This is a genomic window from Acidisarcina polymorpha, assembly GCF_003330725.1.
Lineage (GTDB): Bacteria > Acidobacteriota > Terriglobia > Terriglobales > Acidobacteriaceae > Acidisarcina > Acidisarcina polymorpha.
The window spans coordinates 1,685,354-1,703,002 of the sequence record NZ_CP030840.1 but is presented as its reverse complement, the minus strand read 5'-3'; the positions used below and the strand labels follow the sequence as shown (position 1 = coordinate 1,703,002).

Here is a 17,649-nt window from a genome sequence, read left to right as displayed (position 1 = left end):
CGAAGTCTAGAGAAGTGGAGAAATCCATCTCCCGTGCCAATTCTGATCTTGGCACGCTGCTTCCGGAGTTCTACCTTGATCCTCCCGACGTGGTGGCCCGAAGGCTTGTCGGCAAGCTGCTCCTACGGCGCTTACAAGCCGAATTCCTGATCGGCCGGATCGTTGAGACCGAAGCCTATCTCGGCCAGGACGACCCTGCCGCCCACGCTTTCGCCGGCCAGACAAGCCGGAACCAGGTGATTTTTGGGCCGCCTGGACGCGCCTACGTCTATTTCATTTATGGAGTTCACTACTGCCTCAACGTCTCCTGCGAGCCAGAGGGCAAGGCCGGCTGTGTTCTGATTCGCGCTCTCAAACCCATCGCCGGACTGGCCACCATGGCAGCCCTGCGCAAATTGCCCGCGGATGCGCAGCCGCGCCTCTTGACCTCCGGCCCGGGAAAGCTCTGCCAGGCGCTCGCCATTCGCCGCGAAACCCATAACGGCATGGATCTCACCAACCCCGATTCCGACCTGCAGATCCGCAGCGATGGGTACAAACCAGGCCATATCGCCGTCACCCCCCGAATCGGCATCAGCAAGGCATCCCATCTCCCGCTGCGCTTTCACGTTGAAGGCAATCGGTTTGTCTCAGGCGCCAGTTCGCGAATCGATGGGGGTCGACGGTAATCAGCCTGTTCGGCCAGCGATCAAAATGTTGTCGATGAGTCGCGTGGAGCCGGCAAAAGCCGCAATCGCCAGCAATCCTCCTTGACGAACATCGCTGATTGCCTCCAGGGTGTTCGGGTCGGCCACCGCGATGTAGTCCACCCGGACCTTCGGCTGCTCGCGCATGACAGCGGCCATCTTCTCGACGAGTTGGTCGGCCGACGTAACGCCGCTCGCGACAATTCGGCCAGCCTCGCGCAAAGCCTGGCTGATGACCAGCGCGTGCTGTCGTTCCTCTGCCTGGAGGAAGCGATTCCGCGAACTCATTGCCAAGCCGTCCGCCTCTCGGACGACCGGGCAGCCGACTATTTCGAGGTCGAAGTTCAGATCGCGCACCATCTTGCGCAAAACCGCTAATTGCGCTGCGTCCTTCTGGCCGAAAAACGCGTGAGTCGGGGAGACGATGTGAAAGAGCTTGGCGACGACCGTGGCGACTCCGCGAAAATGACCCGGACGAGAGGCGCCGTCGAGCCGGTCGCTCACCTCCGCAACCTCGACCCAGGTCACCGCTCCGGGGGGATACATCTCCGCCACCGTCGGCGCGAAGACCAGATCCACCTCTCCCGCTTGAAGTGCGAGGCAATCGGTCTCAAAGGTTCGCGGGTATTTGGCCAGGTCTTCGTTCGGAGCGAATTGCGTTGGGTTGACGAAGATCGATACCGCGGTGACCCCGCAGGTCGCCTTCGACGCCCTTACCAGCGATAAATGCCCATCGTGCAAGGCGCCCATGGTTGGAACCAGACCGAGCGACTGGCCTGCAAGGCGCAGAGCGCGGCAGGCAGACTGCATCTCCTGAATCGTCCCGACGACCTTCATTTAGCGAGCGATAGCGAACTTCGCCGCAGCTCTTTCTTCGAGCGTCGCCCGCTCCTCTTTCCCGAGGTGATAGCTCTCTGCCTCGGCTGGAAACGATCGCTGAAGCACCTCTTCGCGGTAACTTCCGATCGCCGACCGAAAGAGCGCCGCCGCATCGCCAAATTGACGAACGAACTTCGCCGGCTTCGAAAAGCTCAGATTAACGAGGTCGTGGAAGACCAGAATCTGTCCATCGCAGTCCGGGCCGGCGCCGATTCCAATAGTCGGGATCGAGAGATCGGCGGTGATGTGCTTTGCTACCTCACGCGGCATTCCCTCGAGAACGACCGCAGTAGCCCCTGCATGTTCGAGCGAGGTGGCGTCACGCATCAGCTCATCGATCGCCCGCATCGACTTCCCCTGGACGGAATAGCCGCCCATCCGGTGCAGGGACTGGGGGGTGAGTCCAAGATGACCAATGACTGGAACCTCAGCGTCCACCAGCCTCTCGACCAACTCCAGGCGATTGCGGCCGCCCTCAATCTTGACCGCTTCAGCGCCTGCTTCTTTGATGAAGCGAATGGCGTTGCCAACGCCCTCAGCGACGCTCGAGTGATAGGAGCCGAAGGGCATATCGGCAACCACGATCGCCCGACGCACCGCCCGGCGCACCGCCCGGGTGTGATGCAGCATCTCGTCAACGGTAACCGCCAGGGTGCTGTCCAAACCCATCACGACCATGGCCAGTGAATCACCGACCAGGACCATATCGATGCCCGACTCGTCAACCAGCCGGGCGGTTGCGTAATCATATGCCGTTAGCGCAGTAATCGGCTGCCGCTGATGCTTTTTGGTTTGGAGATGGGGAAGGGTGACCTTCGTCGCGGAAGAACTCGCTCGCTCATCCGTGGACGCATTCGCATCCGTGCTGCGAAAATTTGTGACGCTCATGGTTGTCTCCAGTGCGGCTCCCTCCGGTAACTCTGGGATGCCGCCCGAACAATTTCAGACAATACGCCACTTCGCGCCGGGATGACAAGTCAACCCCTCCTCATCGATCCGGTGATGCATCGGTCAACGGGGTGTCAGTAAGGAAAGCAGGAGCTTTTTTGTTCTAACCCTTGCACTGCGCATGGTGGCAATGGCAAGACAGCTCCGTCATTCCCTTCGCATCCTTGCAGTGCTGGCTGCAGTATTTGTCTTTCTCGACCATGCAGGTACAACTGGCGTGCGCGCATTTTTTCGGTTGAGACATAATGACCCTCCTGCTCGCTGCCTGAATTTCCTCTCAGTCAACGAACCCGGAAGCATACTGCCGTGTTAATGAAGTGGTCAACCCGCGAGTTCGGTGCTGAGCGGCAGAAAATATTGCGTCCCCTTGATGGGTTCCGAAAGCCTTTTGAGCAGCATCTGCAAGTCGCCATTGTTGTTCACAAAGTCGATCTCGGAGGTATTCACCACCAGCAAATCGCTGGCTGTGTAGTGGAAAAAGAAGTGCTCATAAGCGGCCGCCACTTGTTCCAGGTAGTCGTCGCTTACCGCGCGTTCGCCCGCGACGCCTTTGCGCTTCAATCGCTGCTTCAGCACCTCCGGAGTGGCTTGGAGGTAGATCACCAGGTCGGGAGTGGGAACCTGTTCGCGAAAGTGCTGATAGTAATTGTTGTAAAGCGCCAACTCAGCATCCGACAAGTTGATGTAAGCAAAGAGCTTGTCTTTCTCGAAGATATAGTCGGCGACGACCGGGGTCGTTTCATTCTCGCTCTGAATACCCTTTAGCTGTTCATAACGCTGATGCAGGAACCACATCTGCGTCTGGAAACCAACCGAGGTCTGCCCGGCATAAAAGCGATCAAGGAAGGGATTGTTTTCCGGTTCAATGATCCTCCGCGCATGCAGCCCGTCAGCCAGAATCTCCGCCAGACTCGACTTTCCTACTCGGATCGGACCTTCCAGGGCGATGAAACGCGGGTGTTCAAAGAGTTTAGCCATAGTGACTCCCGGAAAAGGGTGCTTGACTTCAAGCGCAGGCGGGATGTCGTGCGAGGAATCGACCCAGTCGGCATTTCGTGGCAAAACGCCTTTGGTGATTCAACCTCACATGACATAATCCTGCCTTCATTGTAGTTTGCCACGTCTTGTATGGCGAATAAAATACGAAGATAACATGCGCCGCATATCTTCGCCAACCAAGAACCCTCTGAAAACGCATCCTTGGCCGTAGATACACTTAGAGTCGATGCTCACCCAGCTAGCCGCTACTGGAGCCGCCATGACCCTCGCCGCCGGAGGCCTGGCTTACGCTTCGCTCTCACCTGGCTCGCAGTTCTTCGGGCAGACCGTCATCGCCACTCGCAATCCTAACGAAGTCGCTCTCACTTTCGATGACGGACCGAACGATCCTTACACGTTTCAACTTCTGGAGATGCTTGCCGAACACCGGGTGCGGGCGACGTTCTTTATGATCGGACGCTTTGTGAGGCAGCGGCCGGATATAGTTCGCGCAGTGCAGGCGGCGGGACACTTAATTGGCAACCACACCATGACCCATCCTTGGCTGGTGCTGGAGTCGGCGGCGAGGGTTCGCCGGGAACTCGCTGAATGCAATGCGGCGCTCGAAGATGTGCTCGGCCAGAAGGTCCACCATTTCCGGCCGCCGCATGGAGCCCGCCGTCCGGACGTGCTCCGCACTGCCTGCGAACTCGGATTGACGCCAGTCATGTGGAACGTGATGGGCTACGACTGGAAACCCGAAAACGACGCTTCAAGAATCCTGAATTACTTAGAGAAGGGAATCGATCGAAATCGGCGTGCAAGGCGAAGCAGCAACATCGTCCTTCACGATGGTGGCCAAGCCGGAATCGGGCAGAATCGCAGGGCCACCGTGGAAGCGGTGGGGAAGCTGCTGGTTCGAGTCGGCACGCACGCCGCTTACATCGATGCGAACCAGATCTCGGCCAAAAGTAATGGCTAATGAAGCCATTTGGAAGCTTTTCTCGCTCTAAGTGACCAGCAAATTACTACTTGCGCCGATCTTCCGCAAACGCCACCTTCGCCGCCGCGATCGTCGCCTCCACTTCAGCATCCCCATGGGCTGTTCCCAAAAACATTGCCTCGAACTGCGAAGGAGGCAGCCAGACTCCAGCCTCCAGCATGGCACGATGAAATCTCCCAAACAACGCCGTGTCCGAAGCGGAGGCGCTCTCCCAGTCGGTCACCGGGTCCTTGGTAAAGAACCAGGTAAACATTGACCCCACCCGGTTGGTGATCACGGAGATGCCAGCGGCTTCAGCTTCGGCTGCGACTCCGGAAGCGACCGCGGCGCTTACCCGCTCTAATTCCGGATAAATTTCGCGAGCGCGGGCTGATAATTCGCTGACGGTCGCGATCCCGGCTGCCATGGCCAGCGGATTCCCGCTCAGCGTCCCTGCCTGGTACACGGGACCGAGCGGCGCGAGCAGATCCATGATTTCGGCGCGGCCGCCGAACGCCCCGCAGGGCAGACCTCCGCCGATGATCTTGCCGAGCGTAGTCAGGTCGGGCTCAATGCCGTAGAGCGCCTGGGCTCCGCCGAGGGCTACGCGAAAGCCGGTCATCACCTCGTCGAAGATCAATACTGCGCCGGCGACCGAGGTGATGGCTCGAAGGCGCTCCAGATATCCCGGAACCGGAGCGACGCAGCCCATGTTGCCGACCACCGGCTCGAGGATCACGCAGGCAATCTCGTCGGGATGAGCCCGGAAGGCGGCTTCGACCGCGTCCAGGTCGTTGTAGGGGAGGGCCAGCGTGAAGTGGACAATCTCGTCGGGAACCCCCGCTGAGCCGGGGATGCCGAAAGTGGCGACTCCGGAGCCTGCCTTGACTAGCAGGCCGTCGGAATGACCGTGATAACAGCCCTCGAACTTAACGATATATTTTCGCCCGGTAAAAGCCCGCGCCACCCGGATCGCCGACATAGTGGCCTCGGTGCCGGAGCTGACAAAACGCAATTTCTCGATTGAAGGAAAGGCGGAAACCACCATCTCCGCCAACTCCCCTTCGGCCGGTGTCGAAGCCCCAAAACTGGCGCCATTCGCCGCCGCTTTTTGAATCGCCTCGACTACCGGCGGATAGGCATGACCCAAAATCATCGGTCCCCAGGAGCCGAAATAGTCAAGGTAGCGGTTGCCATCGGCGTCCCACAAGTAAGCACCCTTGGCGCGAACGAGGAACGGCGGCGCTCCGCCAACGGCGCGGAAGGCTCGTACGGGAGAATCGACTCCGCCGGGCAGGAGGCGTTCGGCGCGGAGCTGGAATTCGTGAGATTTGGTGAGGCTTCTAGACATTGCTCTCAGTATAGGTTCAGGTTGCGCCTGGATCAGCGCGAAGGATTCATTGACTTTGATGGCCTTTGAGCGCATCGTTGCCGCGTACGATTCCCGAACTTCGGTCAGACAGTTGTTTGTCAGGTCTGGGGTCAAGCCTATTTCTACCTGGAGCCCTCGATGAGAATCTTCCCCCGTGTTGCGTTTCTTGCCCTAGTATCGACTCTTTCAACTGCCCACTCTCAACGTGTCAATTCAGCGAGCCCCTCACCAGCCCAACTTCGATTTCATCGCCTTCACCTGCTGTGGCGGCCAGCTACGGAAAACTTCCTCTAAGCTTTGAGGCCAACCATGGGCAGACCGATCCGCAGGTACGCTTCCTCGCCCGCGGCGCCGGCTATTCGCTCTTTCTTACTAACTCGTCCGCGGTCTTGGCGCTGGCCGCTCCCGCTGTCGCCGATCCGCGCCGCCTTCCGGACAAAGCTGCGAACTCGTCGCCGGTGGCGATGGGCTTCACGACCGCGAGCGTCCGAATGGAACTGGCGGGTGCAACCAGTGGACGACGAGTCGAGGGGGTCGACGAACTTCCGGGCAAGGTAAATTATTTTGTTGGCAAGGGTGCGTCAAAGTGGCACAGCAATGTGCCGACCTATGCCAAAGTGAGGTATTTCGGCGTCTATCCTGGAGTCGACCTGATCTATTACGGAAATCAGCGGCAGCTTGAATACGACTTTGTCGTCGCGCCGAATGCAGACCCGGATTCAGTGAAGCTGCATTTTGCGGGGACAAAGCAGCTCAAGTTGGCTCCCAACGGTGACCTCGAACTCATGGCGAAGGACGGCGAGGTAACCTTCCACAGGCCGGTCGTTTATCAGATGACGGAGGGCAAGCGCCAGGCTATAAGTGGCGCCTTTGCGCTGGCCGCAAACAACGTCGTCCGTTTCCGTCTCGGCGCTTACGATCATAGCCGCGACTTGATCATCGACCCAGTCCTCGTGTACTCGACTTATATTGGCGCGGGCGGCGGAGTTGGCGAAACCCCGAACACCGATACCGGCGCTGTGGGGCGTCTCATTGCATCGACAAGGACGGCAATGCTTACCTGACCGGCGATACGTCGGCTCCGACATTCCCAACCACCTCCGGCGCATTCCAGACCGCGCCGAAGTCGAATGCAACCGTATACGTTCTTAAGTTGAACGCAAGCGGAACCGCAGCGGAGTATGCGACCTATCTTAGCGGAAGCGGAGGCAACAATGATCAGGACGGGACTTCAAGTGAAACAGCCGAAAGCATTGCAGTGGACGCCGAGGGGGAAGCCTACGTTTTAGGGAGCACGTCTTCAGTCGACTTTCCCACGACCAGCGGCGTGATCCAACCTACCCTTCCCATGAGCGGCGGCTTGGGGTACAACGTCGAAGCGTTTATTACCAAACTGAATCCAACTGGATCCGGGTTGGTCTGGTCTACCTTCTTCGGGGAGTATGGCTTTGCCCGGCCAAGAGGCATAGCTCTAGATGCTTCAAAAAATGTTTACATTACAGGCTCTGTAGCATTCTTAGGTTTCTTCAATGGGTATATTCCATTTCCGACAACGCCAGCCTCGTTTCAACCTTTGCTGCCTGCCCCTTACACCGGGTTCGTCTCCAAGCTCAATCCCACTGCTTCAGCGCTGGTGTACTCTACATTTCTCGGTGGAAGCGACACCGATACTGCCGAGGCTATCGTTGTGGATGAATCGGTTGTGCTTACATAGCGGGCTTCTCCGGGTCTTACGACGTTCCCACTACCCCTTTTGCGTTTTCATCCAACAACAAAAACCATCAAATTGGCGGGAACTACTTTGTCGCCAAACTCAACCCTCGAGGGACCGGCCTTGTGTATTCGACATTTCTGGGCAATGGTGGTCTGGAAGGCGCAAGTCCTTTCGGGCCCCTGGCTCTCGCGGTGGATGGCTACGGTGATGCTTACCTTGCGGGCGAGTTCAACGGCGAAGAACCATTTCCCGTTACGAGCGGGGCATTTCAGACTACTACCACTGACGGGACAGGTTTCGTCAGCAAGTTCTCTCCGACAGGCAGGAGCCTGATTTACTCCACCTTTCTTGGCGGCAATCCGTCCGACTTTAATTCTGCCGTCGACGGAATCGCCGTCGACCCTGAAGGGCATCTCTACGCAACGGGAAGCACCGCCGCAACCAACTTTCCGGTGACCTCTGATGCTTATCAGAAGAGCAACGGCGCAGTGCCCGGTCGTTACAACGCATTTTTCACGGAACTGAACCTCGACGGATCCGCGCTTGAATATTCAACTTATCTAGGTGGAGCGGGAGGGCAGTATGGCGATTTCGGTTCGTCAATCGCGGTTGACAAAAGCGGCAATGCTTTTGTCTTCGGCGAAGTCTCGTCTCCCAACTTCCCGGTGACTAAAGGGGCTTATCGAACGACCAACATCGCATCAGGGACCGAATTAAGCGACTCATTGCCGCTAAGTTCACCTCAAAGTTGAACTTGCCGTCAGCCACAAATACGGTGCTCATGGCGAGCGCAAATCCAGCGAACGTGGGTTCTCCGGTGACCTTCACCGCCGACGTTACTCCTGTCGAGGGCAGCGGGGTGCCAACGGGAACAATTCGTTTTCTCATTAACAATGTGACCGCCGCTGAGGTGGCGCTGGACGAGACAGGAAAAGCCTCTTATATGACCAGTAGCCTCCCGATTGGCATTGACAACATAGTTATGGCTACCTATTTAGGAGCGCCAGGGCAGTACCAGGCAAGCAATTACACCGTCGTCGAGACCACCCTCGGCAAGGTCGCCACTCCGACCTTCCCCCGCATCGGAGGTACATATTTCCTACCGGTTCCCGTTGTCATGGAAACCAAAACGCCAGGCGCATCGATCTACTACACCGTTGATGGACCGACTCCTACGAGCAAATCGAAGATCTACACCGGTACCTATGTGGCCTACACGACTCAGACTATCAAGGCGATTGCCATCCTGAACGGTGAAGACAGCGCGGTCGCAACGGCAACGTTCACCATCGATCCGAGTGCAATTCGAACTAGGACGACGCTGATGTCATCCGCGAACCCGGCGGTCGCGGGCGATACGGTGACATTTACAGCGGTCGTAAGCGGCGCTTCGGGCTCCACCCCAACCGGCCCCGTTGTCTTTAAAGATAATGGAAAGATAATTGGAACCGTCTCGCTCACAGATGGCGCCGCCGCCTTCAAGACCTCGGCGCTTAGTGCAGGTACCCATCAGATCGCTGCTGTTTATGCGGGCAGCGCGAGCGATGCGAACAGTCAGGCGATCGTCAACCAGCAGATGAACCCCAAATAGGGCACGGCGCCAGCTTGAGCGACCCTCCCGTTGAGCGGTGAAAATCGCTCAATTGGGAGGGAGGGTCTTCAATCCGGCTGAATGCAAGGACCAGGCATGGTTCTTGCATCAGTCTTCATAGTGCGCGGCTATGATGAAAATCGAAGACTGCGTCTATGAGCCCATTCGACCAGATCGAGGATCCGCTAAGGATTGTCACCACTGCCGTCACCCCGGTGGTCATGGTCTCGGCCACTGCAATTCTGCTGTCCGGGGTCAATGCGCGCTATCTCGCTGTCTCGGGACCGCATTCGAACCCTCGCCCACGAATACCGGGCGGGTGGGCTGCCGGAGGGACGCCGGGAGAACATTCAACGGCAGATGCTGATCTTTCAACGCCGCATGACCCTGGTCTCCTGGTCCTCTCGCATTCTCTATCTGGCCATCTGTTGTTTCGTCTCGGTGGCGTTGCTGATCTGCCTCACTACCTGGAGACAGATGCTGTCTGTGGTCACGCTGCCCATCTTCGGTATCGGAGTCGCGCTAGTGGGCACCGCCGTGATCCTCCAGTTCTTTGAAGTCCAGGCCTCTTACAAGACCCTTGCTCTTGAAGCGAGCGAGGTACTTCGGGACGCGAGCAAGCTTTGATCTTTTCGCGGGGGCGCGGATGAGGAGCTAAGCCGCGGCAGCCCGCGACTCGGGATCCCAAAATGGCACGGGAGACTAGTGCCGGAACCAAAAAAGTTGAGCACGAACTGCCAGAGGTGTGTAGGCAAGCGCCTCGCCATACGCAAGTCGTTGATTCCGGGAAAGCAGAGAGCATTCCGCCGAGCCTCCCGTCCATTTTTGACACATCCAGTCCGCATCCGGACACTCCCGTTGTCAGAGAGTCGACAACCGCTCCAATGCTAGTGGGCCGCGGCTTCTATAGGCGCCTTCACCCGTGGTGGCGGCTTTCGCATAATGAAGGGCAATGGAATCAGGCAGGCGATGATTGCGCTCAACAGCCAGAACGCATTCATGTAGCTGAGCATGGAGGCCTGTCGGACCATCTGCGTGTATGCATGGCCCACCGCTGCTTGCTTCGCCTGGTCCGCACCCTGCCCGAGCGCCATCAACGCTGACTTGGTCCGATCGATGTAGGCGTTGTAAGCCATGCTGTTGCCGGTGTTGGCCGCCAAAGCTGACTGGTGGGTCTGCGAGGTGCGGGTAAGGAACGTGGTCAGCATCGCTGTGCCCATGCTCCCGCCCAGGTTACGGGCAAAGTTCGAGAAGCTGGAAATTTGATTGCTCTTGTTGCGCGGAACTCCCACGTAGTTCAAGGTGCTGATCGGAATGAAGACGAACGGCAGTCCGATCACCTGCAGAGCTCGCCACAGCGTGATCTGCGCGAAGCTGACATCCAGGCTCAGATGAGTGAGATTAAAGAGCATGAGCGCCGTCAGCGTATAGCCGATTGAGACGAGTAGCCGAGCGTCCATCTTCGCTACCAGAATGCCTGCGACGGGCATCAGCACCATCATCAATAAGCCGCCCGGCGACAGCACCATGCCGGAGCGCTCCGCCGTATACCCGAGCAGCGTCTGCAGGAACTGCGGAATCAGCACGGTCGTGCTGAACAGCACAATCCCCAAAATGAACTGTAGAAAGACGGCGGTTCCGAAGTTCCGGTTCTTCAGAAGCTTCAGGTCGACAATTGGGTCAGGATGCCGCCACTCCCAGAAGACGAAGAAGACCAGCAGAAAAACGGCGATGAGGAAGAAGGTGGTGATCATCGAGTCGCCGAACCAGTCCTTTTCCTGACCCTTATCCAGTACGAATTCGAGGCAGCCGACGCCCACCGCGACCAGACCCAGGCCGGTAAAGTCGACTTTAGGCTTGTCCTTCATGATGGTGGCGCGCTGTTCCATGAGGTAAGGCGGATCTTCAACCATCCGGTTGCTGAGGAAGAGGGAGAGAATCCCAATGGGAATATTGATAAAGAAGATCCAATGCCAGTTGAAATTATCTGTAATCCAGCCGCCGAGAGTTGGCCCGATCGCCGGCGCAACCACTACTGCCATGCCATAGACCGCGAACGCCTGGCCGCGTTTGCTCACTGGGAAGCTGTCGGCCAGGATCGCTTGTTCGCTCGGGGCCAGCCCGCCGCCGCCAATGCCCTGCAGTACCCGGGCCAAAATCAAGATTGGTAGCGTCTGGGCGAGACCGCAGAGCAGGGAGCATACGGTGAAGATGACCACACAGGTCATGTAGAAGCGCTTCCGGCCAAAACGCGTCGCTAGCCATCCGGAAATCGGCAGAATGATGGCGCTGGCCACCAGGTAGCTGGTCAGCACCCACGTTGCCTCGTCCTGGCTAGCGCCGAGCGATCCCGCCATATGGGGAAGCGCGACGTTGGCGATCGAGGTATCCAGCACCTCCATGAACGTCGCCAAGGTGACCGTGAGCGCAACCGCCCAGGGGTTATGGCTTGGCTTCCAGTCGTGTATGTCCGGCAACGTGCACTTGTCCCGCCACGATCAGTGGCTTTTTTCCAGGATTCAGATATCAGTCTGCTGATAGAGTATCAGTAGACTGATATGTCCGACTGTCATCCGAGAGAAAATTCGGCCAACTTTCCCGTAGCGGCGCTCATGAAGCGAGGGCTGCAGCTGCTGCGAGAAAGGCTGGACGAAGTTCTTCGTCCTTACGGCATCACCTCCGCCCAACTTCACGTACTCGGCGCCTTGGACCGCGATCCGGGTATCTCCGGCGCGAAACTCGCCCGCACCTGCCAGGTCACTCCGCAAACCACTCAGGTGCTCCTGCGCGGGATCGAAGCCAAAGGCTTGGTCATCCGCAGCCCCCATCCGGAAAATGGCCGCATCTTGCTCGCTCGTCTGACTCCTTCGGGGAAGCGAATCCTGGCCCGCTCCCGAGCTGCTCTGGGGGAGATTTATACCCAGATGCTTGACGGTTTTGCCGACGATGAGGTTCACACACTCGAGACGCTGCTGTCCCGGTGTCTCAGCAATCTCGACGCGGTCAATCAGAAATAAGCAGCCAACTTGCCAGGACGGTTCACGACGATTGCAAGCACCCTCTACGACGGCCATTCCAGGGCTGCGAGGCCAGAGGCGAATCGCGATAATATAGATCGCAGCCCTGCGCGGGCCGGCTCGAGCAGCCGTAACAATTTCGCAACGCGCCGCACTTCAAATAAGTCTCGCAGCCTGGATGGCGATGCACCGGTTTCGCAACAAATTGAAATACGAGACCTTTGGGTGGCCAGTCGTTTTCTTGCTGCTGGGCTTGCTTGCCGATGCCCAGGTGACGCCCGACCGCCAGGTGCAGTTGAGCCAGGCGGATGCGGCCTTTCACGCCGGCTATGCGGCCGCTCAGAGTGGCGACCTCGGTTCCGCCAAGGCAGACTTTCAGCAAGTTGTGCAACTCGCCCCGGAGATCGCCGAAGGGCACAGCGCCTTAGGCTCCATCCTGGTGCAACTCGGCCAGTACTCGTTGGCGATTCCTGAACTTGAGCGCGCGCTCTCAATTCATGCCGAAGATCGCTCGGCCCAGATCAATCTCGCCTTGGCCTATCAACAGACCCATGCCTACGACAAGTCCGTGACGCTCTTTCGAACCCTAGACCGGGACCCCGCTGATTTGCCGCCATCGGCACTGATTGCGTATGCGGCCGCCTTGACCGCTATTCAGCAGCCCGATCTTGCAGTAGCGCGCTTGCAAAAGGCGCTCGTGGACGCTCCCTCTGATGCCAGCCTGCATGACGCGCTCGGCTCGCTCGAAGCGCAGCGCCAGGATTGGCCTGCTGCCCAATCCCAGTTTGAGCAGGCGATTGCTCTGGACGCGAACCTTGCGGCCGCTCATGAGCATCTTGGCGTGACCTTGCTCTCTGAACAGCGGCCGGCCGATGCGGTCCGGGAACTGACCGTGGCCAGCGAACTTTCGCCTCAGGACATAGCAGCGCAGGTAGAACTAGGGCGCGCCTTGATCGCCAATGGAGATGCCGAGAAAGCAGTTCCCATTCTGCAGCACGCGGTGCAGTTTGCTTCTAGTCTCCCTGCATCTGGCTCTCTCCCCGCCTCCGCCGCCCTTGAAGCCAAATACCAGCTCGCCCTTGCCCTGCAAGGCACCGGGCAGGAACAGCAATCAATTCCCCTCTTTCAGCAGGTTGTCGATGCAGAGCCGCGGAATGCGCCAGCACTGACCAATCTTGCGCTGGCGTTGGTGCAGACAGGGAAGTCGAAGGAGGCGATCCCTCTCTACGAGCGCTCGCTTGCCGAGAATGCAAAGGACCCGCTCGTCCATCAAGATCTAGGCGTCGCCTACCTGCAGCAGAGCGATCTTGACGATGCCATTCGCGAGTTCAGAACTGGCGTCCAACTCGCTCCCGATGCCTATGAGTTGCACTATAACCTCGGCTTGGCGCTCAAGTTGAAAGACGATGTAGCCGCGGCCAAAACCGAACTGGAGTTGGCCGCACGGTTAAATCCAGCTTCCCCCGATCCTCCCTTTACCCTCGGGATCCTCAACATGCAGATTGGACACTTCGATGAGGCTGCCGAGCAGTTGAAGTTGGCGGTCGAAATGAGACCGGACAATGGCGATGGCTGGGCCATTCTGGGTAGCGTTTATAAGCAGCAGAACAATCTTCCCGAGGCCGCGAAAGCGCTGCGCGAAGCGGTCCGGCTACTGCCCAACCAGCCCGGCGCGCATATCACCCTGGCGGGCGTTCTCGCCCAGCAAGGCCAGAAGGACGAAGCCGCCGCCGAGCGCAAAATCGCGGCCGATCTGACCCGCGGCGCCGTCAACCGCCAGCGTGCGACCTTCGCCGCTAACTCCGGCAACCTGCTCCTGCAGCAAGGAAAGATTACCGATGCCATTGAACGCTTCCAGGACGCCGTCTCGAGCGATCCGACCTACATTGATGGCCACCGGGGGCTTGCAGATGCTCTCACCCGCTCAGGAAGGACCACGGAAGCGGAAGCCGAGCGAGCCAAGATCGCGCAAATTGAAAAGAACCAACCCTGAACCTTCAATGTGCGAGCACTTGGTCTGCAATGTGCGAGCACTTGGTCTGCAAGATGATGGCAAGTTGGATCCAAAGATAGAATTCAGCGATGGGCATAGACCAGCCGTGAATCCGAAAAACACAAGCGCGATAGGGCATTGTCGGATGGCAGCATTCGTCCTGCTGCTTGCCCTCGGCTTGCATCCCGAGTGTGTGGCGCAGGCCGCTTCTCCAGAAGTGACTGCTGGCGTTCCCGCCAAATTCGTTGACATCACGGCGCGGACCGGCATCCAGTTCAAACAAGTTTCTTCCCACACCTCGATGAAATATCTGCCCGAGACTATGGGTTCGGGCGTCGCACTGCTGGATTACGACAACGACGGGCGGCTCGACATCTTCGTCGTCAACGGAGCTCCGTTGAGCGATCCAACCCCCAAAGGAACAATCCCACAGAAGGCCGGTCCGTCGGATTGGAACCGGCTCTATCATCAGAAACCCGACGGCGCCTTTGAAGACGTGACCGCCAAGGCTGGCCTTCAAGGCGTTGGCTATGGCATGGGCGTAGCCGTCGGCGATTACGACAATGATGGCTACGAAGATCTTTATGTAACTGCGTATGGTGGAAATAAGCTCTACCACAATAATGGCAACGGAACCTTTACCGATGTTACGGAGAAGTCCGGGACCGGCGGCAGCGGCTGGTCGACCAGTGCTGCCTGGGTCGATCTCGACAACGATGGCCGCCTCGATCTAGTCGTGTTGCGCTATATGAAGTGGGATTTCGACGACATCTATTGCGGAGAGCATCGGCCAGGTCATCGCGCCTACTGTCATCCCGACTTGTTTCCCGCCATCGCGCCGCTTGTTTATCACAATGAAGGCAATGGCCGCTTCACCGAGATCGCCGCCAGGATCGGACTCGACAAACCCGGCAAAGGCCTCGGGATCGGCCTCGCCGACTATGATCGCGATGGCAAGATCGATATCTTTGTTGCCAACGACTCCATGCCCGAGTTCCTCTTTCATAACAAAGGCGACGGTACCTTCGAAGAAGTCGCTCTGATGTCGGAGGTTGCCTTCAACGGCGACGGCCGCACTTATGCAGGCATGGGCATCGACTTTGCCGACTATAACAACGACGGGCTTCCCGACTTAGTCATAACCGACCTGGCGAACCAGATGTACGCTCTCTATCATAACAACGGCGACGGCAGCTTTACTTACGACACTTATACGTCGGGACTGGGGAGAATTACGCTGCTTCATTCCGGCTGGGGCGCGAAGTTTCTGGACTACGACAATGACGGCCGGAAAGACTTATTAATCGCCCAGGGCCACGATCTGGATACCATTGAGCTCGATTTCCCCCAGCTTCGCTACCGCGAACCGATGCTCGTGGCATGGAACTCGGGGAAGGGATTCATCGACGTCTCTGCCGTCTCCGGCAAAGTCTTTCAGCAGGCGTGGGCAGGGCGCGGCATGGCCATCGGCGATATCGACAATGATGGACGTCTCGATGCCGTGGTCACAACTAACGACGGCCCTCTTTATGTGCTTCGCAATGAAACGGCGACCGCAAATCATTGGCTGTTGCTTCACTTGACCGGTCATAGCAGCAATCGCGATGCGATCGGAGCCGAGGTAAAGATCACGACCTCGAGCGGTTCACAGCTTGAAACCGTGTCAACGGCCTGCAGCTACTTGTCCTCGTGCGATAAGCGCGTCCACTTTGGACTTGGTGCGGATACGGTCCTAAAACAGATTGACATACGCTGGCCAAGCGGCATCCAGCAGACACTCAAAGACATCCGCGGCGACCAGATCCTGGCCGTCGAAGAGCCTGCGCCGCGGGCCGGCAAGAAGTAACGGGTTCTTGTGAATTCATGGCGTTCAAGCCCGTCGTTTGGTGGTCGTTCCGCCAAGCAACGAACCCATCAAACCACGTACGATCTGCCGTCCTACCGCGACGCCAACCGTGCGAACTGCCGTCTTCGCGACCGTCTCGACCAGCGAATCGCCGCGCCCGCTGCGCGTGGTCACTCCGGGGATGTCATACCAGGGCCGGGCGGACGCTGGTGACGAAGATGGCGCCTGCCCGTCCGCCGGGACGGCCACTACAGCCGGCGCCTGACTGGCACGCGCCTGCAGCATTTCATAAGCGGATTCCCGATCAACGACCTTCTCATAAACACCGGCCACCAGGGAAGAGGCAATGATTTGCTGCCGCTCTTCAGCAGTGATTGCACCGATCTTGCTTCGCGGTGGACAAACCAGAGCACGTTCCACGATATTCGGCGTGCCCTTCTCGTCGAGAAAAGAGACCAGCGCTTCCCCCACACCGAGTTCGGTGATCGTGGTTTCGATATTGATCTCCGGGTTGGTTCGAAAGGTTTGTGCCGCGGCTCGAACCGCCTTCTGGTCCCGCGGAGTAAAAGCTCGCAAGGCATGCTGTACCCGATTCCCAAGTTGTCCAAGCACTTCTTCGGGCACGTCGATCGGGTTCTGCGTCACGAAGTACACCCCAACCCCTTTCGACCGGATCAACCGCACGATCTGTTGCACCTTGTCTTGAATGACCTTGGGCAAATCGCTGAAGAGCAAATGGGCTTCGTCAAAGAAGAACACCAGTTTCGGCTTATCGGGATCACCCACCTCCGGCAGCCGCTCGAACAACTCCGTCAGCATCCACAACAAGAAAGTGGCGTATAGCTTCGGAGAATTGACCAGCTTATCGGCCGCAAGGATGTTTACTACTCCTTGTCCGTTGGCGTCGACTTGCATCAAGTCGTCCAGGTTGAGCGCCGGCTCCCCCAGGAATTTCGCACCACCCTGTTGTTCGAGTGCGACCAGCCCGCGCTGGATCGCTCCCACGCTGGCGGCCGAAATATTGCCGTATTGCGTCTGAAAGTCTTTAGCATTCTCGCCGACGTGACGCAGCATCGCCTGCAGGTCTTTCAGATCGAGCAGCAGCAGACCGCTATCGTCGGCGATCTTGAAGACCAGCGCCAGCACGCCTTCCTGGGTATCGTTCAACCCAAGCAGTCGGCTGAAGAGCAACGGTCCCATCTCCGAGACAGTCGCCCGGATCGGATGCCCTTCTTCCCCAAAGACATCCCAAAAAGCGACCGGACACCCAGCAAAAGCGAAGTCCGTCAGCTGCAGGCTCTTGATCCGCTCGGCAATTTTCGGGTTGTCGGTACCGGGCTGGCTAATTCCCGAGAGATCTCCCTTGATGTCGGCAGCGAATACTGGAACGCCGATCCGGCTGAAACTTTCCGCCATAACTTGCAGCGTCACGGTTTTACCGGTACCAGTCGCCCCGGCGACTAAACCATGCCGGTTGGACATATTCGAAAGAAGATACAGCGGCATCTTACCTTGAGCGATTTGCAACTGTTCCGGCATAATCACCTCTTGCGGGTCGGTTCACTCTCAAACGCGGATACAACACCTGCGTAGCTCTCCGATTCTAAGGTATAAATGGCGCAAAGCGACGCTTCCAGTGGAAG

Annotated in this window: 16 protein-coding genes; 10 read left to right on the top strand and 6 right to left on the bottom strand. The window is 58.1% G+C overall.

All coding sequences use genetic code 11. The annotated features are described in order from the left end of the window. Positions 1–14 precede the first annotated feature (14 nt). Positions 15–668, top strand: a complete 654-nt coding sequence (locus ACPOL_RS07430; protein WP_236657304.1) for a DNA-3-methyladenine glycosylase — start codon at positions 15–17, stop codon at positions 666–668. Here ACPOL_RS07430 and panC read toward each other — a convergent pair whose 3' ends face one another. From panC to ACPOL_RS07415, 3 genes are all read right to left on the bottom strand, one after another. Then, complete coding sequence (gene panC / locus ACPOL_RS07425; protein ID WP_114206490.1) at positions 669–1,523, bottom strand: pantoate--beta-alanine ligase; 855 nt, start codon at positions 1,521–1,523, stop codon at positions 669–671. Beyond that, positions 1,524–2,453: a 3-methyl-2-oxobutanoate hydroxymethyltransferase gene (gene panB, locus ACPOL_RS07420; RefSeq protein WP_114206489.1), complete on the bottom strand. Its 930-nt coding sequence runs from the start codon at positions 2,451–2,453 to the stop codon at positions 1,524–1,526. It abuts the gene before it with no gap. A gap of 381 nt (positions 2,454–2,834) precedes the next feature. After that, on the bottom strand, positions 2,835–3,491 hold the full coding sequence (locus tag ACPOL_RS07415) for a deoxynucleoside kinase (RefSeq protein WP_114210686.1): 657 nt from the start codon (positions 3,489–3,491) through the stop codon (positions 2,835–2,837). A 247-nt stretch (positions 3,492–3,738) separates the two neighbouring features. Between ACPOL_RS07415 and ACPOL_RS07410 the strand changes: the two genes are divergently transcribed. After that, positions 3,739–4,473, top strand: a complete 735-nt coding sequence (locus ACPOL_RS07410; RefSeq protein WP_114206488.1) for a polysaccharide deacetylase family protein — start codon at positions 3,739–3,741, stop codon at positions 4,471–4,473. 46 nt (positions 4,474–4,519) lie between these two features. Here the strand turns inward: ACPOL_RS07410 and hemL are convergent, their stop codons facing one another. Continuing rightward, entirely contained in the window at positions 4,520–5,824 is a 1,305-nt protein-coding gene (gene hemL, locus ACPOL_RS07405; RefSeq protein ID WP_114210685.1) for a glutamate-1-semialdehyde 2,1-aminomutase, read from the bottom strand. 284 nt (positions 5,825–6,108) lie between these two features. Between hemL and ACPOL_RS07400 the strand changes: the two genes are divergently transcribed. From ACPOL_RS07400 to ACPOL_RS07380, 5 genes are all read left to right on the top strand, one after another. Next, positions 6,109–6,909: a DUF7948 domain-containing protein gene (locus ACPOL_RS07400; protein WP_114206487.1), complete on the top strand. Its 801-nt coding sequence runs from the start codon at positions 6,109–6,111 to the stop codon at positions 6,907–6,909. An 89-nt stretch (positions 6,910–6,998) separates the two neighbouring features. Next, positions 6,999–7,559 carry a hypothetical protein gene (locus ACPOL_RS07395; RefSeq protein ID WP_114206486.1) on the top strand — a complete coding sequence of 187 codons (561 nt, stop codon included), beginning with the start codon at positions 6,999–7,001 and terminating at the stop codon, positions 7,557–7,559. A gap of 122 nt (positions 7,560–7,681) precedes the next feature. Next, positions 7,682–8,311 (top strand): SBBP repeat-containing protein, encoded by a 630-nt coding sequence (locus ACPOL_RS07390; RefSeq protein WP_161557244.1) that lies wholly within the window; start codon positions 7,682–7,684, stop codon positions 8,309–8,311. Between the two features lie 2 nt (positions 8,312–8,313). Beyond that, positions 8,314–9,150 carry an Ig-like domain repeat protein gene (locus ACPOL_RS07385; protein WP_150132932.1) on the top strand — a complete coding sequence of 279 codons (837 nt, stop codon included), beginning with the start codon at positions 8,314–8,316 and terminating at the stop codon, positions 9,148–9,150. Positions 9,151–9,408: 258 nt separating this feature from the next. Next, positions 9,409–9,777 carry a DUF2721 domain-containing protein gene (locus tag ACPOL_RS07380; RefSeq protein WP_114206483.1) on the top strand — a complete coding sequence of 123 codons (369 nt, stop codon included), beginning with the start codon at positions 9,409–9,411 and terminating at the stop codon, positions 9,775–9,777. Positions 9,778–10,037: 260 nt separating this feature from the next. On the opposite strand, the gene ACPOL_RS07375 is transcribed toward ACPOL_RS07380, so the two are convergent. Then, positions 10,038–11,627 carry a DHA2 family efflux MFS transporter permease subunit gene (locus ACPOL_RS07375; RefSeq protein WP_114206482.1) on the bottom strand — a complete coding sequence of 530 codons (1,590 nt, stop codon included), beginning with the start codon at positions 11,625–11,627 and terminating at the stop codon, positions 10,038–10,040. Positions 11,628–11,708: 81 nt separating this feature from the next. On the opposite strand from ACPOL_RS07375, the gene ACPOL_RS07370 reads away from it, so the two are divergent. From ACPOL_RS07370 to ACPOL_RS07360, 3 genes are all read left to right on the top strand, one after another. After that, complete coding sequence (locus ACPOL_RS07370) at positions 11,709–12,167, top strand: MarR family winged helix-turn-helix transcriptional regulator (protein WP_114206481.1); 459 nt, start codon at positions 11,709–11,711, stop codon at positions 12,165–12,167. A gap of 184 nt (positions 12,168–12,351) precedes the next feature. After that, positions 12,352–14,160 carry a tetratricopeptide repeat protein gene (locus ACPOL_RS07365; RefSeq protein WP_161557243.1) on the top strand — a complete coding sequence of 603 codons (1,809 nt, stop codon included), beginning with the start codon at positions 12,352–12,354 and terminating at the stop codon, positions 14,158–14,160. A gap of 145 nt (positions 14,161–14,305) precedes the next feature. Next, complete coding sequence (locus ACPOL_RS07360) at positions 14,306–16,006, top strand: CRTAC1 family protein (RefSeq protein ID WP_114210684.1); 1,701 nt, start codon at positions 14,306–14,308, stop codon at positions 16,004–16,006. Between the two features lie 24 nt (positions 16,007–16,030). On the opposite strand, the gene ACPOL_RS07355 is transcribed toward ACPOL_RS07360, so the two are convergent. Continuing rightward, complete coding sequence (locus ACPOL_RS07355) at positions 16,031–17,545, bottom strand: helicase HerA-like domain-containing protein (protein ID WP_114206479.1); 1,515 nt, start codon at positions 17,543–17,545, stop codon at positions 16,031–16,033. Positions 17,546–17,649: the final 104 nt, after the last annotated feature.